The organism is Cohnella terricola, assembly GCF_007786475.1.
Lineage (GTDB): Bacteria > Bacillota > Bacilli > Paenibacillales > Paenibacillaceae > Cohnella > Cohnella terricola.
Genome location: NZ_VNJJ01000007.1, coordinates 99,542 through 121,634, shown reverse-complemented (window position 1 = coordinate 121,634; position 22,093 = coordinate 99,542). Strand labels below are relative to the sequence as shown.

At 50.5% G+C, this 22,093-nt stretch carries 18 protein-coding genes, 3 tRNA genes and 1 pseudogene; 21 read left to right on the top strand and 1 reads right to left on the bottom strand.

Translation table 11 applies throughout. The features are described 5' to 3' along the window. The first annotated feature begins 46 nt into the window (after positions 1 to 46). The 17 genes and pseudogenes from FPZ45_RS14230 to FPZ45_RS14155 all read left to right on the top strand — a co-directional run bounded on the left by FPZ45_RS14230 (position 47) and on the right by FPZ45_RS14155 (position 17,229). Positions 47 to 122 (top strand) — tRNA-Ile (locus tag FPZ45_RS14230). Position 123: 1 nt separating this feature from the next. Continuing rightward, positions 124 to 197: transfer RNA gene (locus FPZ45_RS14225), tRNA-Trp, on the top strand. A 48-nt stretch (positions 198 to 245) separates the two neighbouring features. Beyond that, the gene (locus FPZ45_RS14220; RefSeq protein WP_144702936.1) at positions 246 to 842 is read left to right on the top strand and encodes a ribonuclease H-like YkuK family protein; all 597 of its coding nucleotides are present in this window, start codon (positions 246 to 248) and stop codon (positions 840 to 842) included. Positions 843 to 945: 103 nt separating this feature from the next. Beyond that, a tRNA-OTHER gene (locus FPZ45_RS25360) sits at positions 946 to 1,010 on the top strand. Between the two features lie 228 nt (positions 1,011 to 1,238). Continuing rightward, positions 1,239 to 2,744 (top strand): TROVE domain-containing protein, encoded by a 1,506-nt coding sequence (locus tag FPZ45_RS14215; RefSeq protein WP_144702933.1) that lies wholly within the window; start codon positions 1,239 to 1,241, stop codon positions 2,742 to 2,744. 99 nt (positions 2,745 to 2,843) lie between these two features. After that, entirely contained in the window at positions 2,844 to 4,421 is a 1,578-nt protein-coding gene (locus FPZ45_RS14210; RefSeq protein ID WP_144702930.1) for a limonene hydroxylase, read from the top strand. Positions 4,422 to 4,458: 37 nt separating this feature from the next. After that, a complete protein-coding gene (locus tag FPZ45_RS14205; protein ID WP_144702927.1) occupies positions 4,459 to 5,685 on the top strand; it encodes an RtcB family protein in 1,227 nt (408 codons plus the stop codon). Positions 5,686 to 5,996: 311 nt separating this feature from the next. Further along, positions 5,997 to 8,357, top strand: a complete 2,361-nt coding sequence (locus tag FPZ45_RS14200) for an Ig-like domain repeat protein (RefSeq protein WP_144702924.1) — start codon at positions 5,997 to 5,999, stop codon at positions 8,355 to 8,357. A gap of 85 nt (positions 8,358 to 8,442) precedes the next feature. Beyond that, positions 8,443 to 8,708 (top strand): annotated as a pseudogene (locus tag FPZ45_RS14195) (transposase); the annotation flags it as partial. Positions 8,709 to 8,967: 259 nt separating this feature from the next. After that, positions 8,968 to 10,569: a nickel ABC transporter substrate-binding protein gene (gene nikA, locus FPZ45_RS14190; protein WP_144703220.1), complete on the top strand. Its 1,602-nt coding sequence runs from the start codon at positions 8,968 to 8,970 to the stop codon at positions 10,567 to 10,569. Between the two features lie 16 nt (positions 10,570 to 10,585). Further along, the gene (gene nikB / locus FPZ45_RS14185) at positions 10,586 to 11,542 is read left to right on the top strand and encodes a nickel ABC transporter permease (protein WP_186438403.1); all 957 of its coding nucleotides are present in this window, start codon (positions 10,586 to 10,588) and stop codon (positions 11,540 to 11,542) included. Beyond that, positions 11,539 to 12,372: an ABC transporter permease gene (locus FPZ45_RS14180; protein ID WP_246120454.1), complete on the top strand. Its 834-nt coding sequence runs from the start codon at positions 11,539 to 11,541 to the stop codon at positions 12,370 to 12,372. Before nikB ends, FPZ45_RS14180 begins: the two co-directional genes overlap by 4 nt. Positions 12,373 to 12,400: 28 nt before the next feature. Further along, positions 12,401 to 13,246: an ABC transporter ATP-binding protein gene (locus FPZ45_RS14175; RefSeq protein WP_144702918.1), complete on the top strand. Its 846-nt coding sequence runs from the start codon at positions 12,401 to 12,403 to the stop codon at positions 13,244 to 13,246. Next, positions 13,227 to 14,420, top strand: coding sequence for a staphylopine family metallophore export MFS transporter CntE (cntE, locus tag FPZ45_RS14170; RefSeq protein WP_144702915.1), 1,194 nt, complete (start codon positions 13,227 to 13,229; stop codon positions 14,418 to 14,420). Before FPZ45_RS14175 ends, cntE begins: the two co-directional genes overlap by 20 nt. Next, a complete protein-coding gene (locus tag FPZ45_RS14165) occupies positions 14,417 to 15,166 on the top strand; it encodes an ABC transporter ATP-binding protein (RefSeq protein ID WP_144702912.1) in 750 nt (249 codons plus the stop codon). Before cntE ends, FPZ45_RS14165 begins: the two co-directional genes overlap by 4 nt. 146 nt (positions 15,167 to 15,312) lie before the next feature. After that, the gene (locus FPZ45_RS14160) at positions 15,313 to 16,296 is read left to right on the top strand and encodes an alpha/beta hydrolase (RefSeq protein WP_144703214.1); all 984 of its coding nucleotides are present in this window, start codon (positions 15,313 to 15,315) and stop codon (positions 16,294 to 16,296) included. An 18-nt stretch (positions 16,297 to 16,314) separates the two neighbouring features. Continuing rightward, on the top strand, positions 16,315 to 17,229 hold the full coding sequence (locus FPZ45_RS14155; protein ID WP_144702909.1) for a VOC family protein: 915 nt from the start codon (positions 16,315 to 16,317) through the stop codon (positions 17,227 to 17,229). A gap of 36 nt (positions 17,230 to 17,265) precedes the next feature. Here FPZ45_RS14155 and FPZ45_RS14150 read toward each other — a convergent pair whose 3' ends face one another. Further along, a complete protein-coding gene (locus tag FPZ45_RS14150; protein ID WP_144702906.1) occupies positions 17,266 to 17,883 on the bottom strand; it encodes a DUF1796 family putative cysteine peptidase in 618 nt (205 codons plus the stop codon). Between the two features lie 232 nt (positions 17,884 to 18,115). Here FPZ45_RS14150 and FPZ45_RS14145 point away from each other — a divergent pair, with 232 nt between their 5' ends. The 4 genes from FPZ45_RS14145 to FPZ45_RS14130 all read left to right on the top strand — a co-directional run bounded on the left by FPZ45_RS14145 (position 18,116) and on the right by FPZ45_RS14130 (position 22,082). Next, positions 18,116 to 19,084: a sigma-70 family RNA polymerase sigma factor gene (locus tag FPZ45_RS14145; RefSeq protein ID WP_144702903.1), complete on the top strand. Its 969-nt coding sequence runs from the start codon at positions 18,116 to 18,118 to the stop codon at positions 19,082 to 19,084. A gap of 77 nt (positions 19,085 to 19,161) precedes the next feature. Next, positions 19,162 to 19,569, top strand: a complete 408-nt coding sequence (locus tag FPZ45_RS14140; protein ID WP_246120453.1) for a MerR family transcriptional regulator — start codon at positions 19,162 to 19,164, stop codon at positions 19,567 to 19,569. Positions 19,570 to 19,710: 141 nt separating this feature from the next. Beyond that, positions 19,711 to 21,141, top strand: a complete 1,431-nt coding sequence (locus FPZ45_RS14135; RefSeq protein WP_144702897.1) for an aldehyde dehydrogenase family protein — start codon at positions 19,711 to 19,713, stop codon at positions 21,139 to 21,141. Positions 21,142 to 21,272: 131 nt separating this feature from the next. Then, positions 21,273 to 22,082, top strand: a complete 810-nt coding sequence (locus FPZ45_RS14130; RefSeq protein ID WP_186438401.1) for an SDR family NAD(P)-dependent oxidoreductase — start codon at positions 21,273 to 21,275, stop codon at positions 22,080 to 22,082. The last annotated feature ends 11 nt before the right edge of the window (positions 22,083 to 22,093 follow it).

Below are 22,093 nucleotides of genomic sequence, written 5' to 3'. Positions count from 1 at the left end.
GTCAGCGCGGAAGTCAGGAGTTCAATCCTCCTTGGGACCGCCATATAGGGACGTAGTTCAGTAGGTAGAGCACTCGACTGATATTCGAGAGGTCGCCGGTTCGATTCCGGCTGTCCCTACCATAAGGGTATAGTTCAACGGTAGAATAACGGTCTCCAAAACCGCCGATGCAGGTTCGAATCCTGTTGCCCTTGCCAACTCTATTATGAAAGGAAGAAGCCAACCTTGCGTTACAGGTGACACTCATGAAAAGACGACAATTCCCTACGATTCACGAAAAAGTATTCCGCAACGTCTCCGAGAAAGGCATGACGCTGGATGTTGTGTTCGGCCGCGTTCAGCACTTCATGGAGAGCGATCCGCGCGCAGCTTACCAACTGGTCATCGGAACGGATGCCCAAGTGCATGCCGGTCATACAAAGTTCATCACATCTATTGCGATCCTTCGCCTTGGACGCGGCGCATGGTTCTGCTATCGTCAGGTCATCATCCCGCGTGAGATCAAATCGCTGCAAGAGAAGCTCAGTCTGGAGACGACGTTCAGTCAAGAGATCGCGATGTACTTTGATGCTAAGAAACGGGCATTGCTGGAGGACATTATCCTGCCGCATGTGTACCATGGCGCGGAGCTGCAACTGTTCATCGATATCGATGCGGGGACGGATGCCAAGCGAAACCGCACCTCGGCGTTCGTAGCAGATATGGTCGGAAGAATCGAAGCGATGGGATTATCGGCCAGGGTGAAACCGGAGGCGATTGTGGCTTCGTCCGTATCGAACCGTTATACGAAGACGCCTTACCGTGAACCTACAGTTGCGTCTTCGACTGCGGCATTTGGATAAAATTTCTCTATCGTCATACTTCCGCCATGTTCGGATGGATGTAGATGAGCGAAGATAAGAGCATAAAGCCGATGCCTCTGGGCAAAGGCGAAACAATCGTTGAGGCGCATGGAAGGGTTACTTCGACTTTTAATCGGCGTGTCGTTGGTTCGAGTCCAACTCCCGCCATAAGGCGGGATAGCTCAGATGGTAGAGCAGCATATGTACCTTTCCGACATTTTCCTCAACGATCTTGCAAGCTTTCAAAAGAGCGAGGCGAACGAGAGGGCTGCTTCGTCAAAAGTATGGGGCGGTAATGAGCGGTTATCCGCTGTGCCGCGTGCCTTCTCAACCTTATTCCTCGCTCTACCACAATATCGACTTAACCGGCGAAGCGCCGGGGAGGAGGCTACAAAGATGAGTTTCGCGAAAAAACTGTTTGCGGCCATACGGCCGACGATTGTGAACAAAGACGGCTATCCGGCCTACACTCGCTCCGCTGAAGAGCAGTATGTGCAGACGCTGGTGACTAATACATTCGGCAATACGTTCTATGCGGATCAAAACGAGCTGTTGTCCGAAGCGGAACAACTGCATCACGAGATGGCGCAGCATAATCCGCAGTTCATGGCCAAAGCGCTTGTCTATGCCAGGAATGATGGATACATGCGCCTGCAGCCGCTGTTCGGCTTGGCGATCCTGTCGGCCTATCGTCCGGATCTGTTTGCTAAAGTTTTCATGAAAGTAGTGCGCATCCCTTCGGACCTTACCGACTTCCTGACGATTCTGAAAGGCATGGGTCGGGGCGAAGGCGGCCGGGCGGTGAAACGGCAGGTCAATCGGTTTCTTGGAGGCGTATCCGAATACTGGGCGATCAAGTACAACGGCCGCGGTCGCGGCTATAGCTTGGGCGATGCCATCGCGACGGCTCACCCGAAGCCTGCGGATCTGAAGCAGCAAGCACTGTTCCGTTACTTGCGCGGTCAAGAGGCGAACCTGTCGTTGCTGCCGCAAGTAGAGGCGCTCGAGCAGTTGAAACGAGCCGCTAACGAAGCGGAACAGCTTCACTGGATCGAGACGGGCAAGCTGCCGCACGAAGTCGTGACGGGTGCAGTGAAGCCTTCGAAAGCGGTCTGGGAAGCGTTGATTGACCAGATGCCGACGTTCGCGCTGCTGCGTCACTTGAATACACTCGAACGTGCAGGTGTGCTGGATAACCGTTATAACTTGGAGACGATTGTCGCCCGGTTGACGAATCAGCATGCGCTGCAAAAAGCAAAAATACTGCCTTTCCGCTTTGCCAAAGCGTTCCGTCAGGTTCAGCATCCTGTTCTGCGCGATGCGCTACGGGATGCGGTCGAGTATACGTTCGCAAACTTGCCGGAGCTTGAGGATCGGAAGGCCATCTTCCTCGATATATCGGGATCGATGAACGGGGAGTACTTGCAGATCGGTTCGGTGTTCGCGCTAGCATTGTACAAGAAGACGCAGGGAAACTCTCTGTTCTGGCTGTTCGATACTGAGGTGGAAGATGCGAAGCCGTCCCGTCGGGACAGCATTCTGTCGCAGGCGGACCGAATTCAGGCGCGTGGCGGCACGGATACCGGCGCTCCGGTGCGGAAGCTGCTTGCTGAGCGGCGTAAGGTTGATCAGATCGTCATCATTACGGATGAACAACAGAACAGCGGCAGCCCGTTCTATGAAGCGCTTCTGAAATACCGCGCCAAAGTGAACCCGAACGTCAAAGCGTTCATCATCGACATCGCGCCTTACCGCAGCGCCATGGTTCCGCCGCAGGATCAGAACACATTCTACATCTACGGATGGAGCGATACTGTACTGAGTTACATTGCGCAGACGGCCAAAGGATACGATTCGATGGTGCAGCAAATTGAGGCGATGGATTTGGAAGACGTGCAATAACAGTCGGATGGTCATGGATGCTGCGCATTCATGACCATGTGGCTGGATTGGAGAATTCAAACATGGTTGATATACATATTACGAATTAGGTGATCCTAGATGTTTTCATTTTTCAATAAAGAAGTGTTATATCCTTGGAAGGAAGGCGCTTCGATCTACGAAACGATCCGATCGAAAATCGACGAGCATGGCCGGCTGCAGGACGACAAACTGCCCGACGATGAATCGTATTGGGAGGGCCAGCCCTTTCGCTGGGTAGCCGGGGGACTCGATGGCGCTTTTGGTCATCATGCGGGTGGGGGTAAGGATGAAGCTAATGTAAAAGAGACGATTCATTTACTCACCCAGTTGAGCAGGAAACCAAATCATAAAACAAGACGTTCGGCGTATTTGAAGCTCATGAAGGCAGACGTACTTAGCGTCATTGACCCTTTGTTGGAAGAGGTGCGTAACCATCCAGGGCTAAACGCGCAAAGCTTATACAATGAAGCGCTTTGGTTAGCCGAAAAAGGAGCTCACCGCAATGTGATTAAGTTCGGCATTGCGCTGCTGGGCCAGTTTGATACGGAACACCACCGTGAGCTGATCTTAACACTGGGCAGGCATGACGAGTTTACGCTCTACGCGGCTGTTGCGATTCAAAATAGCTTGAATGCGCCGAATGCCGCGCTATTCGAGCTTGCTCAAGCGGTAGACGGATGGGGTAAAATTCAACTGGTGGAGCGGTTGGATCCTGAAACGCAGGAAATGAAAGACTGGTTGCTTCGTAAAGGGTGCCAAAACAGCGTGATGAATGAATATTTGGCCTACACCTGTGCGCAGAAAGGAGAGCTGCATGCTGCGCTGACGGCAGATGAAGTGGATGAAGCGCTGTATAACGGAGCAGGAGACATCCTCTCGGCTTTGACTCATGGCGGGCCGGAGGAAGATATGGATGATTACGAGCACGCCCCCGTCGTGATCGGAGATTACTTGCGGTTGTCTCGTGCGATGTGCCAGGATGTTTCTCAACTGACCGGTATTCTTGATCTCTTGGATTGGTTGAATCATGAAGCCGAGCAATGGGAGGAACGGTTGTCTAAAGGCTGGACGGAGGAAATGCGTTCCCAATACCGGGAGATCGCCGATAGCATCCTTGCCACGGACGGCTGGGAGGAAAAAGTGTGGACTGCGCTTCGCTCCAGAGACGCTCGGCAGCAGCATTTCTCCATTCGCGTGGCTAAGGCGTTGAGGCTCGAAATATGGGAAGAGCTGTTCGAACAACTTCGGCTCTCTCCGCTTAACGGATCGCTGATCTTTGAGTTGATGAATGCGGTTGATGAACAGCGCGTGCAGACACTGGTGTCTTTTGCGGAGGAGTCGCTGCCTTTAACAGATATCGCATCCGGTCCTGCCGATGAGATGGGGCTTGGTCTGAACTACGAGGCACACAGTGCATTGGATTTATTGGTGCAAGAATTGGATCGTTATCCGGGCGTCGGAAGGAAGTTAATCGCGACGGCTTTGCAGAGCCCGGTCGTTCGTAACCGCAACATGGCACTAAAGGCGCTGGAAGCTTGGCCGCTAGCCGAATGGGAGGAATCGCTGGTATCGGCAGTTAAAAGATTGGCCGAGATAGAACCGGTTCCGGATGTAAAAGAAAGAATTTCGGAAGTGATGGAGGGCAAGAAGATCTAAATCGTTATCCGTAAGCAGAACAGGAGTGTTGGGGAAAATGACTTACCAAACAATAGACGGCGTACGCGTCTGGGGCAATCCCGATCCGGGCGCACTGTCCCAAGCCAAGACGTGCGCGGAGCATGGGAATGTGGTACAGACGCTGCTGATGGCCGATCATCATAAGGGATATAGCCAACCGATCGGCGGCGTAGTGGCGTACGAGGGGCAAATCTCGCCTTCGGGCGTCGGCTACGACATTGCGTGCGGCAACAAGGCGGTACGGACGAACTTGATGGCGGCGGATATCAAGCCACGGTTGTCTGCGATCATGGATCAAGTTGCGCGCAAAGTTTCTTTCGGCATAGGACGTGTGAACAGTGAGAAAGTCGACCATGAGCTGTTCGACGATCCGGACTGGAGCGTCTATGCTGCGATTGGTCGGCAGGAGCACGATAAGCTGAAGGCGCTGGCCCGCGATCAACTCGGGACGGTAGGCAGCGGCAACCATTTTGTCGACCTGTTCGAAGAAGTGGGAACCGGGCGGCTTTGGGTGGGGAACCACTTCGGTAGCCGGGGCTTTGGCCATAAGACGGCCAGCGGATTCATCAACTTGACGGCAGGACGCGAATTTCTGGCGAACGCGCCAGGCGAGAAGATGGATCAGCCACCTGTACTGCTCGATCTGGACAGCGAGCTGGGCGATATGTACTTCCGCGCGATGAAGCTGGCTGGTCGTTATGCTTATGCCGGTCGGGACTATGTCATTGCGCAGGTGCTGTTGATGATCGGAGCGGCAGCGGACTTTGAAGTGCACAACCATCACAATTACGCGTGGTTGGAGTCGCATGGAGGCAAGGATACGGTTGTCGTTCGTAAAGGCGCGACACCATCTGCTCCGGGGCAAGTCGGTTTCATCGGCGGAAGCATGGGTGATATCTCGGTCATCGTACGGGGCAAGGATACGGAAGAAAACCGCGATTCGTTCTACAGTACCGTGCATGGGGCTGGTCGAATCATGAGCCGTACGCAAGCCGCTGGTAAAATGAATTGGAGAACCCGCACGCGTACCGGCGGGCAAATCGCTCCAGAACAAATGCTGCAAGCGGTCCACAACTACGGTGTCGAACTGCGCGGAGCCGGAACGGATGAAAGCCCGTTCGTCTATCGAAAGCTCCAAGAGGTGCTAGACGCGCATTCGGAAACGATTGATGTGTTGCATGTGCTGAAGCCGATCGGAGTGTGCATGGCGGGAGCGGATGAGTTCGATCCATATAAGGACTGAAGAGTAGGGGCCGTCTTGTTGACGGTCTCTATTTGTATTTTTTGTCTAATTATAAAGGTGTACGTGCCCTATAAAGCAGATCCTCAGTTTCTTGCCTATAAATCGTTAGAAGCTTTGGGGGAAATATCAAAAGGACAGGCGACAACCCTTTTCGTTCCGACTGATGCGGTAAACGTATTTTCTGATTCTATGCGTATATTGCTCAAATCAGCTCGTACTACTTTAGTAGGATTACAATCTCCATGATTCTCTCTATAATGCCTTGTAGAGTCGAATAATAGGAGATTTTTTGTCGTGGAGGACGGATTAAATTGCGGAATTTCATGAATTTCGGTGCAAGAAAGTGGCTATACGCGAAGAGTTTTCTACTTCTTGTAATTATTGCGCATGGGTTAAGTTTTTTTTCGGGCGAGGCTTATGCGGCAAATCCTGTAAGCGTATCTCTGACAGGGGATGCGGTCACGATTGCTTATGGACAAAGCGTGACATTAAGTTCAACGGTTACAGATACTTCGAATAGCAGCAATTCCCCTGTGGGCTCTGTTACGTTTACTGATAATGGGATTCCGATTCAAACGGCTCAGACTTTGATCGAGCAAACACCTGTGATTATTACATTAGCTTCGCCTCCAGGCAGTATTCCAAGCGGATACAAACAAGCATGCATGATTGATGGCAGAGATACTAATCCGGTTGGGTCTCCAACCTGTCCAGTTTTGAAATGGGGAGAGTATACGTTCTGGGGATACAGCGATACAAACAATATGGGTTATTTCAATATTGTGCAATACAATAAGGAAGGAGATATCGTCAATCAGAATATCTCCCAAACAGGAGCTCGATATTTGTATAAAATCGAGCTAGACAACACGAACCATACGGTTTCTTTTGTTGGGCAATCGGATCAGAAGGTAACATCAAACTTAAACTCGCTGAAAGCAGCCAACGGTATCGCTTCAATAACGACTCCTCCACTATCGGTTGGCGTTCATGAGTTTAAAGCAGAATTTAATTCAAGCGATGGCAACCATAATCATAATGAGTCATCAATCTTTAGGGTAAACGTTCCCAAAATCACGTCTTCGGTTTCATTGACGAGCAGCGTTGCATCGTCGGTTTATGGGGAGAGGGTGTCATTTGCGGCAGAAGTCCCTTCCGTAAGCGGCCTTGTTTCTAGCGGGGATGTCATTTTTTACGATGGGAACGTAGAGCTAGGGACCGTAACGTTAGGGCAAAGCATCGTAAATTCGGCTGTCTATGAGACGGCAAGTCTTACACCGGGCGTTCATACGATTACTGCGAGATACTCCGGTGATAATAACTTTGAATCTCTCGCATCCTCGTCTTTTACGTATACGGTTAATACCATTGCGCCGAATTTAAGCCTGACCTCTAGTTCGAGCCAAGTAACTTACGGCTTAGACGTAACGTTCACGGCACAAGTGCCTGTCGTAAATGCGGTCCCTGTCACAGGAACCGTAACGTTTAATGATGGAGCTACCCAATTAGGTTTTGTCACTATAGGGACAAACGGCACCGCACAATGGTCAGCCACCGGTTTATCAGTAGGCAGCCATACCATTACCGCGAGCTACAGCGGTGATAATCACTATTTGGCTTCCTCGCAGAGCGTGCTTCTAACCGTGGTTGGAATCAGCGGCGGTTCATCATCAACGCCCTCAAGCGATACAGTTACCTCGACAGTCGGTACGCTAAAGCTTCCCGTTGGTAAACCGGGTCAGGTTAGCTTTGGGGATGCAGTCAAGATCTCGATTCCTGCTAATGCTACAGACAAAGAGCTGCTATTAACGATTGAGAAATTGACGGACTCGATAAATTTGATTACGAAAAACGATGTTCTGGCTAGCCCGATATTCGAAATTCTGAAGAACTTCTCGGAGAATTTCAGCAAAGAGATTACGATGACCTTAACCTTCGATCCGAAAAGCTTGAAGGGCGATCAAGAGCCTTGCGTATTCTACTATGACGAATCGAAACAGGTCTGGGTAAAAATCGGCGGCGAGGTAAACGGCAATACGATCACCGTAAAAGTTAATCACTTCACGAAGTTCGCGGTACTCGGTGTAGGGCAAGATTCAGATTCTACGTCAAACCCGAAGCAGCCGACAAGCTTCAGTGATATCTCCGGACACTGGGCAGAGGATAACATCAAACAAGCAGCTAGCGCCGGCATCGTTAGCGGCTATCAGGATGGCACATTTAAGCCAGATCGTACCGTAACGCGAGCGGAATTTGCGGTCATGCTGATGAATGCCCTCAAATCGCAAGGGGATGAAGTGGCGCTGACGTTCACCGATAAGTCGAAGATCGGCGCCTGGGCGCAGAAATCGATAATGCAGGCGGTATATGCAGGTATCATAACAGGCTATGAGGACAGCACGTTCCGTCCGAATGCCGAAATTACACGCTCTGAGATGACAGCGATGATCGCCAAAGCTTTGGCTCAGACGCTCAATGAGAAGACAGCAACGGGCTTCTCGGACGACAAGTACATTCCGGACTGGGCGAAAGGCGCAGTGGCGGCCATGAAAAAGCTGGGTATTGTCGAAGGTAAAGGCACGAACCAATTTGCTCCGAACGATAAAACGACAAGAGCAGAAGCGGTAACGGTACTGCTGAGAATGCTGGCGCAAAAGAGCAAAAATGAGTAAGTAAAAGATTCACCAAACCGGTTTCTCAAATGCAAAAGTCGAGAATCCGACATGAAATAGTCGGATTCGATTGGGAAAGTAAACGACAACAAACCGAGAAGGCTACCGAGAATACAAATCTGATCCAAAGGATTGCAAAGATTGCCCGCTGCTGGAAACTTGCACACGCTCCCGAAAGTCATTACCCGTCATGTCTGGGAGGATAGCAAGGAGTGGGTTCGGCTGAATCGACTAAGTCGTTCGGGCAAATACCTTTACCGCTTGCGTTATCAAATGATAGAGCGAAGCTTCGCGGATGCCAAAGAGCTCCACGGGCTTCGCTATTGCCGGTTTCGCGGCAAGGAAACAGCATTGGCTTTTCTGTGTCGGTGGAGAAGTTAGGGGGGGGAGCCATAGAGCTCCCATAAAGCTTATTATCCTTTATAAGCTACGTGTTTAAGCACGAAACAATTTCATGTTTTCCCTTGTATTTTACTAATAGATAGGATATGATTCGTCTAGGTGATTTTGAGAATCATTATCAGTGTAATATCAGGGGGTCAAGTCAGACGTGTTAAAGAAGGTTAAAAGTTCCCGGGCAGTCATCATACTAACGCTCATTTTTTCCATTATGATTGCCGGTTGTTCGTCCAATAACAAGAGCAACGATTCATCTGTTCCGGCTCCATCATCAGCTTCCGCATCTCCTATTTCTTCGAATGGAACGGCAGAAGACAAGACGCTTACAATCGCTTGGCCCAAGGATATCGGACCATTGAACCCTCATCAATATGCGCCAAACGAGTTCTTTGCCCAAGGTATGTACTATGAACCGTTGATCGATTATGGCGAGGGCGGCCAGCTTGTTCCTAAACTCGCAGAATCTTGGGACATCTCGGAAGACGGCAAAACATACACGTTCCATCTTCGCAAGAACGTGAAATTTACCGACGGATCGGACTTCAATGCCGACGTCGTAGAGAAGAACTTCGATACGATTCTGGCAAATCGTGATATGCATTCTTGGCTTGGGGTCATCAGCCAGATCGACAAGACGGAGGTCGTCGATGCCGATACATATCGGATTACGCTAAAGAACCAATACTATCCGGCGCTTCAAGAGTTCGCCGTCGTTCGTCCCTTGCGATTCCTTGGAGCTGCAGGTTTCCCGGACGACGGGAATACGGCAAACGAGATCAAGGACCCGGTCACGACAGGACCTTGGGTTTTGACCGAATACAAGAAAGACGAGATCGCCGTCTTTACCCGCAACGAGAACTACTGGGGAACTAAACCGAAAATTAATAAGCTCGTCGTGAAAGTCATTCCCGATCCGGAAGCGCGGGTTCTTACCTTGGAGAAAGGCAATATCGACATGATCTACGGCGAAGGCAACATTAGCCTGGATTCATTCGTTAACCTAAGAGATTCCGGCAAGTTCGAGACGGCCGTGTCCGATGCGCTTGCCAGCCGTGCGCTTATCGTCAATACGTCATCTGGACCGTTCTCCGATCTCAATGTCAGACTGGCGTTGCAACATGCGATTAATAAACAAGCGCTTGTCGACGGGGTCACCAACGGCGTAGAGAAGGTAGCGGATACGATTATTGCTTCCAACTTCCCATATGCAAACGTTGGATTGAACCCTTACGATTACAGTCTAGAAACGGCAAAGTCGCTTCTCGATCAAGCAGGCTGGAAACTGGCCGGAGGAAAGACGATTCGCGAGAAAGACGGCAAACCGCTGCAGATCGAATTGGTTTACATGGGCGACGATGAAGTCGAGAAGCCGATGGCTACGGCGATCCAATCCGATCTTAAGCAAATCGGAATCGATCTGAAGCTCACCGGCTTGGAGAGACAGTTGCGTAATAAGCGAATGGAAGCCGCAGATTCCGACCTTATCTTCTGGAGCACTTACGGGGCGCCTTACGACCCGCATAACTTCGTATCGACCAATTACGAGCCCGGATATGGCATTTTCGAATCGCAACAAGGTTTGCCAATGGCCAACGAACTGCATCAGCAAATGAAGGATGTCCTGCTTACGACCGACGAGACGAAACGTCAGGAGTTCTACACGTCCATCTTCACGACACTACATGAGCAGGGCGTGTACTTGCCGATCTCCTACCTGACCAGTATTGCCGTCTATCCGAAATACGTGACCGGATTAAAGTTCCCGGCACATCGCGACGAGACGCCGTTCGACACGTTGGACATCCAAAAATAAGTTAGGTGTCTCCTCAATGAAAATATCGACATATCTTTGGAAACGAATATGGATGACGGTCCCCGTTTTATTGGGGGCCTCATTCGTTTCTTTTTTGATCTTACGGTTGACGCCCGTCGACCCGGCGAAAGCTTACTTGGCTGTTTCGAATATTAGGCCAACGGAAGAAGCGGTGAGCGCCATTCGCGCGCAATTGGGATTGAATGAACCTTTCTGGTCCCAATATGCGGGGTGGATTTGGAATCTATGCAGATTCGACTTCGGAGCCTCTTTCTATAGCAAGCTTCCAGTCACTAGCGAATTCTATCATCGCCTGCCTATTACGGCTGCATTGGCGTTATCCAGCTTGTTGCTTGCCATCCTTGTCAGCATCCCTTTGGGAATTGCGTCGGCATTGAAAAAGAATCGGATCATCGACCATGCTTGCAGGCTTCTCGCTTTTCTCGGAGCTTCGATCCCCCAGTTCTGGCTTGCCTACTTACTTATCTATTTTTTATCTGTCAAATTGGATTGGTTCCCGTTGCAAGGAGCGGATTCTTGGCGGAATTACATATTGCCGTCGATCACGTTAGCCTTGTCTTTGATCTCCACTTATTCCAGGTTGCTCAGGTCTGAATTATTGAAGAGTTTAGATGAGCCTTACGTGTTATACGCCAAAGCGAGAGGCTTCGGGATGTTCGCCATCTTGACGAGGCATGTGCTTCGTCATGCCATTCGTCCTGTCGTCACCGCCGCGGGTATGAATTTAGGGAAGCTGTTCGCTGGCAGCGTCATCGTGGAACAGATCTTCGGAATGCCGGGCATGGGCGGGTTCTTCCTTGAATCGGTATTTCACCGTGATTATCCGGTCATTCAAGGCTATGTTTTCATCATGGCACTTGTTTTCGTATTCGGAAATTTGCTTGCGGACTTGATACAAGCGTTGTTGGATCCGCGATTAACCCTAAGCAACGAAAAGGGGGGAGGTCGTTGAGAAGACGATGGGTCTTGATCGTATCGCTATCGTTATTGCTCGCAGTCGTTATTTGCGGAGTGTTAGCTCCGTATTTGGCCCCTCATGATCCGAATATCGTAGATCTTACCCATAAACTCGAAGGACCTTCCCTGACCTACCCGCTAGGTACCGATCAATTAGGTCGGTGTTTGTTCTCTCGACTATTGTATGGAACTCGCGTATCGTTAAGCCTAGCACTCGTCATTGTCGTCGCTTGCTTGATTGTCGGAATTGTTATCGGCTGCTTGTCCGGATACGCAGGAGGTTGGATCGATAACCTGATCATGCGCGCTAATGATGCGATTCTTGCTTTCCCTTCACTCATCCTTGCCATCGCCCTGATCGCCATTTGGGGGGCGGGATGGAAGCAGATGGCGATTGCTCTTGTCATCGTCCAAGCGGCGTATTACGTGCGTTTCGTTCGAGGGCTCGTCATCAGCTTGAAGCAGCAAAGCTATATTACGGCAGCAAGGGTTAGCGGAACGAATGCCTACCGCATGATGATCCGCCATATTATACCGAATATGCTTCCTCCGCTTCTCGTTGTCGTCACGTTAGAGATCGGATGGGTGATCATGGACATCTCCGCCTTATCGTTTGTCGGTCTAGGCGTCCAAGCGCCTACGGCGGAGTGGGGGGCAATGATCAACGAGGGCAAGTCGTTCATTCGCAGCCATCCGCGGCTGATGATCGCTCCCGGTATATTGATCTTCATTATGGTGGCACTGCTTAATCTTATAAGCGATGCGGTCACTGAGAAAAAGGGATTAGGCAGCCCATTGCGTAGGAAACGAGAGGCTGCGGAATAGGATAAACGAAGTTGGTAAGGAGGCCGTCATGGATAACCGCCAAAAGGTGCTTGACGTTCGAGCATTAGAGATCGAGATCGTATCGGAACGAGGAAGAATGAAGGCGGTGCAGCACCTTTCATTCGGGATCGAAACAGGTCAAGTCCTAGGAATCGTCGGAGAAAGCGGATGCGGCAAGTCGATGACCTGCATGTCCATTCTTGGCTTGCTTCCCGATTCGGCACATGTGACGCGCGGAAGCATTCGGCTAAATGGTATAGAACTTACGGGACTTTCTTCCAAAAAGCTGATGCAAATCCGCCGCCATCAGCTATCTTTAGTGCTTCAAAACCCGATGACGGCCTTCAACCCGCTGAAGACGATCGGAAGCCAGTTCGTCGAAACCTTGAGATTGAAATCGAATTGCTCCAAAAAGCAAGCATTCGAGCTTGCCACTCAACGCCTTGCCGAGATGAACTTGCCCGAGCCGGATCGGGTGCTTAGCCAATATCCATTCGAATTGAGCGGCGGTATGCTTCAACGCATCATGATCGGGCTAGCGACCGCTAATAATCCTACATTGCTTATCGCCGACGAACCAACGACCGCATTGGATAACGGGAACCGCGAGCACGTATTGAATGCAATTCGCAGAATCAAAGCGAAAGGCGGGACAGCGATGCTGCTTGTGTCCCACGATTTAAGCGTCATTGAGGCTGTTGCGGACACGGTTATCGTCATGAAAAAAGGGCAAATCGTCGAGAGCGGATTAACGAAAGACGTTATTCGTCATCCTCAAGCTGAATACACGAAGCTGCTATGCGATTCCAGACTGACGTGGAGCAACCCTAATCAAGACAGGAGCCAAGAGCGCGTTGAAATTGTCCAAGTTTGATAATCCTTTCAATAAAAGAGCTATGTGGCTCTATATCGTCGCTTTGTTGTTCTATGCAACCAACCATATGCTTATCATTGCGCTGCCGTTTTTCTCGCAATCGCTTGGAGCAAGCAAATCGGGTATCGGATTTATTATGGGAGCCTACATGTTCGTCTCCATGTTTCTGCGCCCGGTTGCCGGCGCGATCGTAGATAAATTCGGCTCGCGCAACATTTTTATCATTGCGCTCGTCCTGAATGCTTTCGTGCTAGCGGCTTATTCGATCGAGACGCTGTGGGCATTCGCGATCATGCGTGCGTTACAGGGCGCGATTCTTGCTTTCTTCTCCATGACGATTCATCTATTGATCATTGATTTGATCTCGGATAAAGCGAGGGGACAGGGGATTTCAATGCTGTCGCTTGCTTCGATGGTCCCTTATACGTTCGTTCCTGCGCTAGTGCTTTATCTGAAGGACCAAGTTACGATGACGCAACTGCTGCTATTCTTCGCCGGTATCGGCGTTAGCAACATTATTATGGGATCGGGATTGTTTCGGACGCTCCGGCCGAGGGCCGGACAGAGAGAAAGGAACGAAAAGCATGTCGACGGGCACGAGGAGTCGGCTCGTTCGGCGAACCGGTCGATTGTATTTCCGTCGATCGTCATGTTGCTGGCTTCGGTCGTGTTTTGCATCGCGCCTACGTTCTTGCCTTTATATTTGGAAAGCAAAGGCCTACATACGGCTCCGCTCTACTTTTTAACCGAGACCGCCGTTCTTATCTTCATTCGTTTCTTTGGACGCAAGCATATTCCGTCTTCGGCTGTGTTCCCTAAATGGCTTCTCGTCGCTCTAATCGTATGTTTCGTGCTTGCGCCGTCGCTTCTTTGCCTGTCGTTGTCGATGCCGGTTCTGCTTGTGTCGGCCGTATTCAATGGACTTGCGTTATCTTTGTTATATCCGACGCTGATGACTTATATTACCTTCATCGTACCGGAAAAATCGCGTGGAGTTTCCATCGGTTGGTTTATCGCTGCAGCCGATCTCGGCACCTCAGGCGGCGCCTACCTCATGGGATGGCTGGCGGACGCGTTCTCATACCAAGCGATGTTGGCGACGGGCGCTTGCATTGGTGTTGCGACGTTGGTGTTTACGCTTCTTTATCGAAGGCAGAAGGAGATTGCCGTATGAGCTTATTAGTTGCAGATAACATTTCTAAAACCTATGGCTCAGCAGGTTGGTTCCGTAAGAGCACGTCCGAAGGGACCGGCGTAAGGAATCTGTCTTTTTCGCTGGAGGAAGGGACTTGTCTAGGCATTCTCGGAGAGAGTGGAGCCGGTAAAAGCACGTTGGGGCGAATCGTACTCGGGTTGTTGCCCCCCGACAGCGGGACGATTACGTTCGAGGGAATCGATCTGTACCGATCCGATCGCAAAGCTCGAAAGCAATGGCGCCGAGATATTCAAGTCGTCTTTCAAGATAGCTACTCGGCCGTAAATCCTCGTATGCGTATTCTCGATATCATCGCCGAGCCCCTGCGTAATTATGAGAGGTTGACTTCCCTAGAAGAGCGGAGAAAGGTTGCGGAATTATTAGTATTAGTTGGACTGACGGCCGACGATATGCATAAACGCCCGGGACAAATGAGCGGCGGGCAGTTGCAGAGGGTCAATATCGCCAGAGCAATTGCATTAAAGCCGAAACTAATCGTATTGGACGAACCGGTAAGCAGTTTGGATATGATTATTCAGAAGCAAATCCTTATTCATCTGAGAGAGCTGAAAGAGAAATATGGAATCTCTTATTTGTTTATTTCACACGATATCATGGCTGTTCATTATTTGGCTGATCGTATCGCATATATCGATCAAGGATCAATCACGGACGTTCGGACGACTTTGGAGTTATCAAACACCGCATCATTAAAGCAACCCTGACCGAATGAGGTCAGGGTTTTCTGTACACTTTAATCAGATACAAAATCTCCCGATAAAAGGATGGTTGACCTGTGCGATTGAAGTGCAAGGCTCTTGCATCGGCTTGCCTTACGGTGCTAATCGGAGCAACATTATCCGGCAACGACTTGGCAGAAGCCAGCCCCCGTGTATCTTCTCCAGTTACCGCAAACGAAGTCGTGCTAGAGCCCGAAGCCAAGAAAGTGACCGAAGAAACCTCCAATCCGCCCTATCTATACGATCTAGGTCCGCAAAAAGGCCGCGAGCAATTGAACAAGACACAGGCTGGGCCTGTTAAGATGCTTCCTGCCGATATTCAGAACGTGACAATCAAAAGCGGGCCGACCGGGAAAGTGCCGTTAACGATTGTTCGGCCAACACAAGCCAAGGGCGACCTGCCTGTCGTCCTATATTCCCACGGCGGCGGGTGGGTGCTTGGAAACTTCGGCACGCACGAACGGCTTGTTCGCGAACTGGCGGTCCGATCGAATTCGGTCGTTGTCTTCGTCAACTACAGCCTTTCACCGGAAGCGAAGTATCCGACCGCCCTTGAAGAAATATACGCAGCATTACGATGGGTTGCCGATAACGGCCGCAAGTACGGGATAGATTCGAAAAAGATCATCGTCGCCGGCGATAGCGTAGGTGGCAATATGACCACGGCCGTCGCCATCCTGGCGAAGGAGCGCGGCGGACCGAAAATCGCCAAGCAGCTGATGTTCTATCCGGTAACGGACGCTTCCTTCGATACGCCATCGTACAAACAGTTCGCCGAGGGCTATTACCTTCGTCGCGATGTCATGCAGTGGTTCTGGGACCAATACACGATGGATCCTAAGCAAAGAGCGCAGATCACGGCTTCCCCGCTTCGCGCAACGACCGAGCAGTTGCGAGATTTGCCGCCCGCCATGATCATCACGGGTCAGGCGGACGTCCTCCGCGACGAAGGAGAGGCATATGCCAACAAGTTGCGGCAAGCAGGTATTCGTGTTGCTCAGGCGCGCATGCAGGGCACGATCCATGATTTCGTCATGCTCAACTCGCTCGCGGATACGGCGGCGGTTCGAAGCGCGATGGCACTGGCTGTCGCCTTCATTCGCTGCGAAATCTAATATGGGGAGGAATGACTAATGGCACAAACGAATCAAATAATCATTCCGCATTTATGGTATGACAAGGAGGCGAAAGAAGCAGCCGAGTTTTATGCTTCCATTTTCCCGGACTCGAGAATTACGAATGCAACCACACTCAACAACACCCCATCAGGAGACAGTCATTTGGTCTCTTTTGAAATTTGGGGGCAGAAGTTCATGGCAATCAGCGCAGGTCCTTTATTCAAGTTTAATCCATCGGTGTCTTTCTTCGTGAATTTCGACCCCTCTCGAGATAAAGACGCCGCAGAGAAACTAAACGAGGTCTGGAACAAATTATCCGAAGGCGGCATCGCATTAATGCCGCTTGGCAAGTACCCGTTCAGCGAGAAATATGGCTGGATCCAGGATAAGTATGGTTTGTCGTGGCAGTTAATCCTGATGAATCCCGAGGGTGAAGAGAAGCCTGCGATCGTGCCGTCGCTATTGTTCGTCGGCGATCAATACGGCAAGGCGGAAGAGGCGATTCATTATTATTTATCCGTCTTTAAGAACGCAAAAATGGGAACGATTGCCCACTACCCGAAAGGGATGGAGCCTGACAAGGAAGGCACTGTTATGTTCTCCGACTTCATGTTGGAAAATCAGTGGTTTGCGGCAATGGACAGCGCGTACGAACATAAATTCAGCTTCAATGAGGCCATATCCTTTATGGTTTCTTGCGACACGCAAGAGGAAATTGATTACTATTGGGAAAAGCTCTCCGCGGTACCTGAAGCCGAGCAATGCGGCTGGCTTAAAGATAAGTTCGGTGTATCCTGGCAGATTGTTCCGACCGCAATGAACAAGATGATGGGTAAGGGCACGCCGGAGCAAATGAAACGGGTAACGAATGCATTCCTGAAAATGAAGAAATTTGATCTTGCGGCATTACAGGAAGCGTACGAGGGTTAAGAGAATTCAGCTTGAAACTCTGACCGAAATATCTGATTAAGGGGCGGCAACCGAGAATCCGCGCATAATCTCCCACCAGGCGGAATCGGAGCCGCGCCAGTCGAAACCTCTTGGAATCGATACCGAAGCGATCCCCGGAAAGCCCCAGTCCTCGTGTCGAATCCGGTAATCGTCTTCATTGGAGTTGATGACGAGCAGCCGAAAACCGCGGGGAGCGATCGAGGACAGCGCCTGGTGCAGTTGAAGCGATTCCGACCTGGAAGTGCCGATCCTGACGAAGCAGATTGGCCCGCTGGCACTGGCCGAGAGCAAGGCTTGTGCGCGACGGTGAAGCTTGCGCGCGACGTCGGGGTAAGCATCAGTCCAAGGCTGGATCAACGGGAAGTCGTGATACGACTCGAGGTTGTAGCCGGTGTCTCGGACGATGTAGTGCATCTCGTCGACGCCTTCCACCTGCAGCCGATTCACATCCAACAAACCGTTGAACCGATTGCGGATAAGCCGGGAGACATCGGAGGCGTTGCGGGAGATGAACCAGTCCAATGGACCTGCGATACGCCTCAGGCCAAGCCTCCGGAGTTGATGGGCAGTCTGACAGGTGGAACCCAAGCTGAAGAACGCCTTGTAGGCGCCCGCGCAGTCGTGCCAGCGCATACGTACCCTCCTCGTGGCCGCCGGCGTGGCGGCGCTAGTGTTGTATCAGTATATCGGAGACCGGGTAGGCGCGACACCGATAACAGCCCGTTTGGTTTAATCAGTAAAAAGACAGTTAGGGCACATTGAGATGCCTTGACTGTCTTTTTATTCATAATAATGAAGGATATTTCAGAGCGGTGCCGAATCTCTTCTCTTAAACTAACTAGTTTTGCGGTAGTAGGGGGTCCAGATGAACGAAACGGTACTGGAGCATGCACTAGAACTTCAGTTATTTGACAGCTTGAAACCGGAGTTAACATCCTTCTGTTATAGAATGCTAGGATCGATCGATGACGCTGACGATGCCGTTCAGGAAACCTTTATTCGTGTGTGGCATAGTTGGGACTCATTCAGACAAGAATCTTCATACAAAACATGGGTTTATCGGATTGCTTCAAATCTATGCCTGGACAAGCTAAGACAAGCTAAACGGAGAACTCGTCCCGTTGACTTTTCCGACCCCGCGTCATCCATTATCGCACCCAATGAAACGTTCCCTGACTCATCCTGGATCTGGCCTGCCCCCGCATTTTCGGAAAATCCAGAAGATTTACTCATTCGCAAAGATACCCTTCAACTCTGTTTTATTACACTCTTGCAAATCTTGCCTCCACGCCAACGTGCAGCTCTCCTATTGAAAGACGTATTTGAGTGGTCCTCCAAACAGATTGCTGATTCGTTAGGCATGACGCCAGCAGCAGTTAACAGCGCCTTGCAAAGAGCCAGAGAAACGATGGATCGGGCGAAACTCCGTTCCGAAGAATACAACTTAATGGATGTCCAGCCTGATCAAGAACTGCTATCACGGTATGTGGAGGCTTTTGAACGATATGATATCCATGCACTGGTAGCCTTGTTTCATGAAGAAGGCCATATGTCTATGCCACCATTTCCTATGTGGGTACAGGGCAAGGACGATTTGTTCAAGTTTTTTTCGCTCGTACGCTCGCATTGTGTCGGGTCCCGGTTTTTGCCGACTGCGGTGAATGGCGGTTACCCGGCTTTCGCGCAATATATGCCGAGTAAGGACAAAACCTGCTTGATCCCCTGGGGAATTCACGTCATTGTGATGAAGGACAAGAAGATCTTTCACATCCAAAATTTCATCAATACCAGATTATTTTCGCGATTTGGGCTTCCTGAACAATTAGACCGATGAGAGCCAGATTGACGCGACTCCCCGATATCGCTAAAATCTTTTTACAGGCTCGACGGTAGTGAATGAGGGGGAGCGAATTGTTTACAATAAAGGAAGCGTCGGAGAAATTAAATTGCCCCGCGCATACGATACGTTTTTATGATAAAGAAGGGCTATTGCCCAATATCCGCAGGGACGACAATGGCAACCGCCTGTTCGATGAGAAGGATTTAGACTGGATTCGATTGATGACTTGTTTTCGCGCGACGGGAATGAGCATATCTGGCATAAGAGAAATTGTCGAGCTTGCCAAGCAGGGAGAAGGGACGATTGCGCGGAGAAGGGCCATCTTGGAGGCGCATCAGGCTGAGATCATCAAAAAGCAGCAAGTACTGAACGAGGCTTTCGAAGCCGTGAGTCAGAAGCTGGAGGTATATAATAACAACCGCAACCCGGAAAAGAGCTTCCTCGATTATTTTGAGAAGTCGGAGGAGCCAAAGGTTTGAAAAGCGAAGTCCTGATCCAATTGATATCACATCGGATCAGGGCCTCATTTTTTGTGTGCAAAGCATTTGACTTAAAGTGAACTTTAAGGGTTACAATAAAAATGGTTTACGCCAAATTATCCGTAAGGGGAGGAAACGATAGTGAATGTGTACGATAGGATTTATATTAACGGACAATTTGTCAGACCTTCGGGCACGGAAGAGCTGGAGTTGATCAATCCTACAAACAAGCAAGCAGCGGGTAAAGTCGTGCTAGGCAACATCGAGGATACGCGCAATGCAATAGAGGCTGCTAAAGCAGCGTTCAAAACGTACTCTAAAACGAGTGTTGAGGAACGCGCCGACATCCTTTCGCGGCTGCGTGAATCGCTGTCGCAACGATATGACAGACTAACTGAGGCGACTGTTGCGGAATACGGCGCGCCGGTTAAAGTGGCTAAAATGCTGACTCAACTTGCGATCAATGCCTTTTCGCATATGAAGGAAACGGTTGAGTCGTATCCTTTTGTACGAGCGGCCGGCACAGCGAAAGTTCGAATGGAACCGGTTGGCGTCGTGGGCGTGATTACGCCTTGGAATGCCAATGCGACGCATCTTGCCAATAAAATCGGGCCGGCTCTGGCCGCGGGCTGCACCGTGGTTGTCAAACCGAGCGAGTTCAGCGCGGCTCAAACAGAAATATTCATGGAAGCCGTCCATGCGGCCAATGTCCCGGCTGGCGTTATCAATATCGTTAACGGCAAGGGAGAAGTAGTCGGCGAAGAGTTGACTCGCCATCCGGACGTTACCGGCATCACGTTTACAGGTTCTACGGCAATTGGAAAACGAATCGCGGCAGGCGCGGCGGCTAACTTAAAAAGGGTTACGCTCGAGCTTGGAGGAAAATCGCCTACCGTTATTTTGGATGACGCCGACTTCACGAAAGCCGTTCCGCTTGCGGTAGGGGCCGGATTCATCAACAGCGGTCAGGCTTGCCTTGCCGGCACAAGGGTGCTCGTTCCGGAAACGCGTCTAGAGGAAGTCAAACGTTTAATGGCCGCGACCGTCGGAGGTTTAAAAGTGGGCGACCTCTGGAACGAAGCTGCGGTTATTGGGCCAATGGTGAACCAGAAGCAGTTCGAAAGAGTTCAACGCTATATTAACCAGGCGATCGAAGACGGAGCTGAAGTGGTCGTCGGCGGCGCAGGCAGTCCTGAAGGGCTCGATGACGGTTACTATGTTAAGCCGACAGTGTTTTCCAATGTAACCAATGATATGACGATTGCGCAGGAAGAAGTATTTGGTCCCGTCCTATCGATCATTACGTATAAGACGGAAGACGAGGCTATTGAAATCGCCAACGATACGCCATACGGCTTGCAAGCGTTCGTCTTTTCCGGAAGCACGGAGCGGGGCAATCGGGTCGCCGAGCAGATTGTGGCCGGACGGATATCGGTCAACGGATTGCACGACGAACCGAAAGCACCGTTCGGAGGGTTTAAACACTCCGGCATAGGCAGGGATCACGGCACGTACGGAATCGAAGAGTACTTGGAGCCTAAGGCGATTCTAGGCCACAGTTCGGTCATGTAACGATGTATAAGCTCCAGGAGCATCGCAAGCGAATGATCATTTTTCAAAAAAATGGCACTTGCCTTAAAGTCGACTTTAAGGATTAAGATCATTCATGAGCGATGCTCAATCCGCATCAGGAGGGAATACAGATGAGTAAAACGATATTAATTACCGGCACGTCAACAGGCTTCGGCAAAGAATTGGCCATTCAATTCGCCAAGCGTGAATGGAATGTAGTAGCTACCATGCGGGATACGCAGAAAGCCGCTCCGGAATTCGGCCAATACGGCAACATTCAGGTGCTGGCATTAGATATTACGAATCAGGGAATGGTTCAACAGGTTGTCGAAACGGTAACGAATCAATATGGGCAAATTGATGTTTTGCTCAATAATGCGGGATATGCTCAGGCGGGCGTTTTTGAAGAAGTAACGGTTGATCAAGCGCGCAAGCAATATGAAACGAATGTATTTGGCGTTATGGGCACGATTCAAGCCGTTCTTCCGCAAATGAGGAAAAACCGTTCGGGCCATATTATCAATATATCGTCTATGGGCGGCGTACAAAGCTTGCCGACCTTGCCGATCTACTGCAGCTCGAAAGCGGCGCTTGAAAGCCTTAGCGAAGGGCTGGCTGCCGAAGTGAAGGAGCTTGGGATCAACATCACGCTGGTTGAGCCGGCGGGCTTCAAAACAGGATTTCAAGGAAATACGCAAGAAAATAAAAGCGAAATTGCCGATTATCAACCGATGTACGATTGGTACAATAAGCTTGCCGAAACGGCGCCTTATGGCAATGTAGAAAAAGCGATGTCGGCAGTCGCCGATATTGCAGGCACGGACAATCCGCCTAGAAGGTTGGCTCTGGGAAGCATGGGGCTCGTCATGGCTCGCACACAGCTCAACTCGATGCTGGATGAATATGCAAAGTGGGAGCACGTTACCGCAAGCGCAGATTAATATGTTTAAGC

Excerpts from the sequence above, each read along its gene's own strand:
- FPZ45_RS14150 (WP_144702906.1), bottom strand. The coding sequence starts at position 17,883 with ATGCGCTGGCACGACTGCGCGGGCGCCTACAAGGCGTTCTTCAGCTTG.
- FPZ45_RS14215 (WP_144702933.1), top strand. The coding sequence starts at position 1,239 with ATGAGTTTCGCGAAAAAACTGTTTGCGGCCATACGGCCGACGATTGTG.
- FPZ45_RS14205 (WP_144702927.1), top strand. The coding sequence starts at position 4,459 with ATGACTTACCAAACAATAGACGGCGTACGCGTCTGGGGCAATCCCGAT.
- FPZ45_RS14175 (WP_144702918.1), top strand. The coding sequence starts at position 12,401 with ATGGATAACCGCCAAAAGGTGCTTGACGTTCGAGCATTAGAGATCGAG.
- FPZ45_RS14210 (WP_144702930.1), top strand. The coding sequence starts at position 2,844 with ATGTTTTCATTTTTCAATAAAGAAGTGTTATATCCTTGGAAGGAAGGC.
- FPZ45_RS14130 (WP_186438401.1), top strand. The coding sequence starts at position 21,273 with ATGAGTAAAACGATATTAATTACCGGCACGTCAACAGGCTTCGGCAAA.
- FPZ45_RS14220 (WP_144702936.1), top strand. The coding sequence starts at position 246 with ATGAAAAGACGACAATTCCCTACGATTCACGAAAAAGTATTCCGCAAC.
- FPZ45_RS14145 (WP_144702903.1), top strand. The coding sequence starts at position 18,116 with ATGAACGAAACGGTACTGGAGCATGCACTAGAACTTCAGTTATTTGAC.
- FPZ45_RS14165 (WP_144702912.1), top strand. The coding sequence starts at position 14,417 with ATGAGCTTATTAGTTGCAGATAACATTTCTAAAACCTATGGCTCAGCA.
- nikB (WP_186438403.1), top strand. The coding sequence starts at position 10,586 with ATGAAAATATCGACATATCTTTGGAAACGAATATGGATGACGGTCCCC.
- FPZ45_RS14155 (WP_144702909.1), top strand. The coding sequence starts at position 16,315 with ATGGCACAAACGAATCAAATAATCATTCCGCATTTATGGTATGACAAG.
- nikA (WP_144703220.1), top strand. The coding sequence starts at position 8,968 with ATGATTGCCGGTTGTTCGTCCAATAACAAGAGCAACGATTCATCTGTT.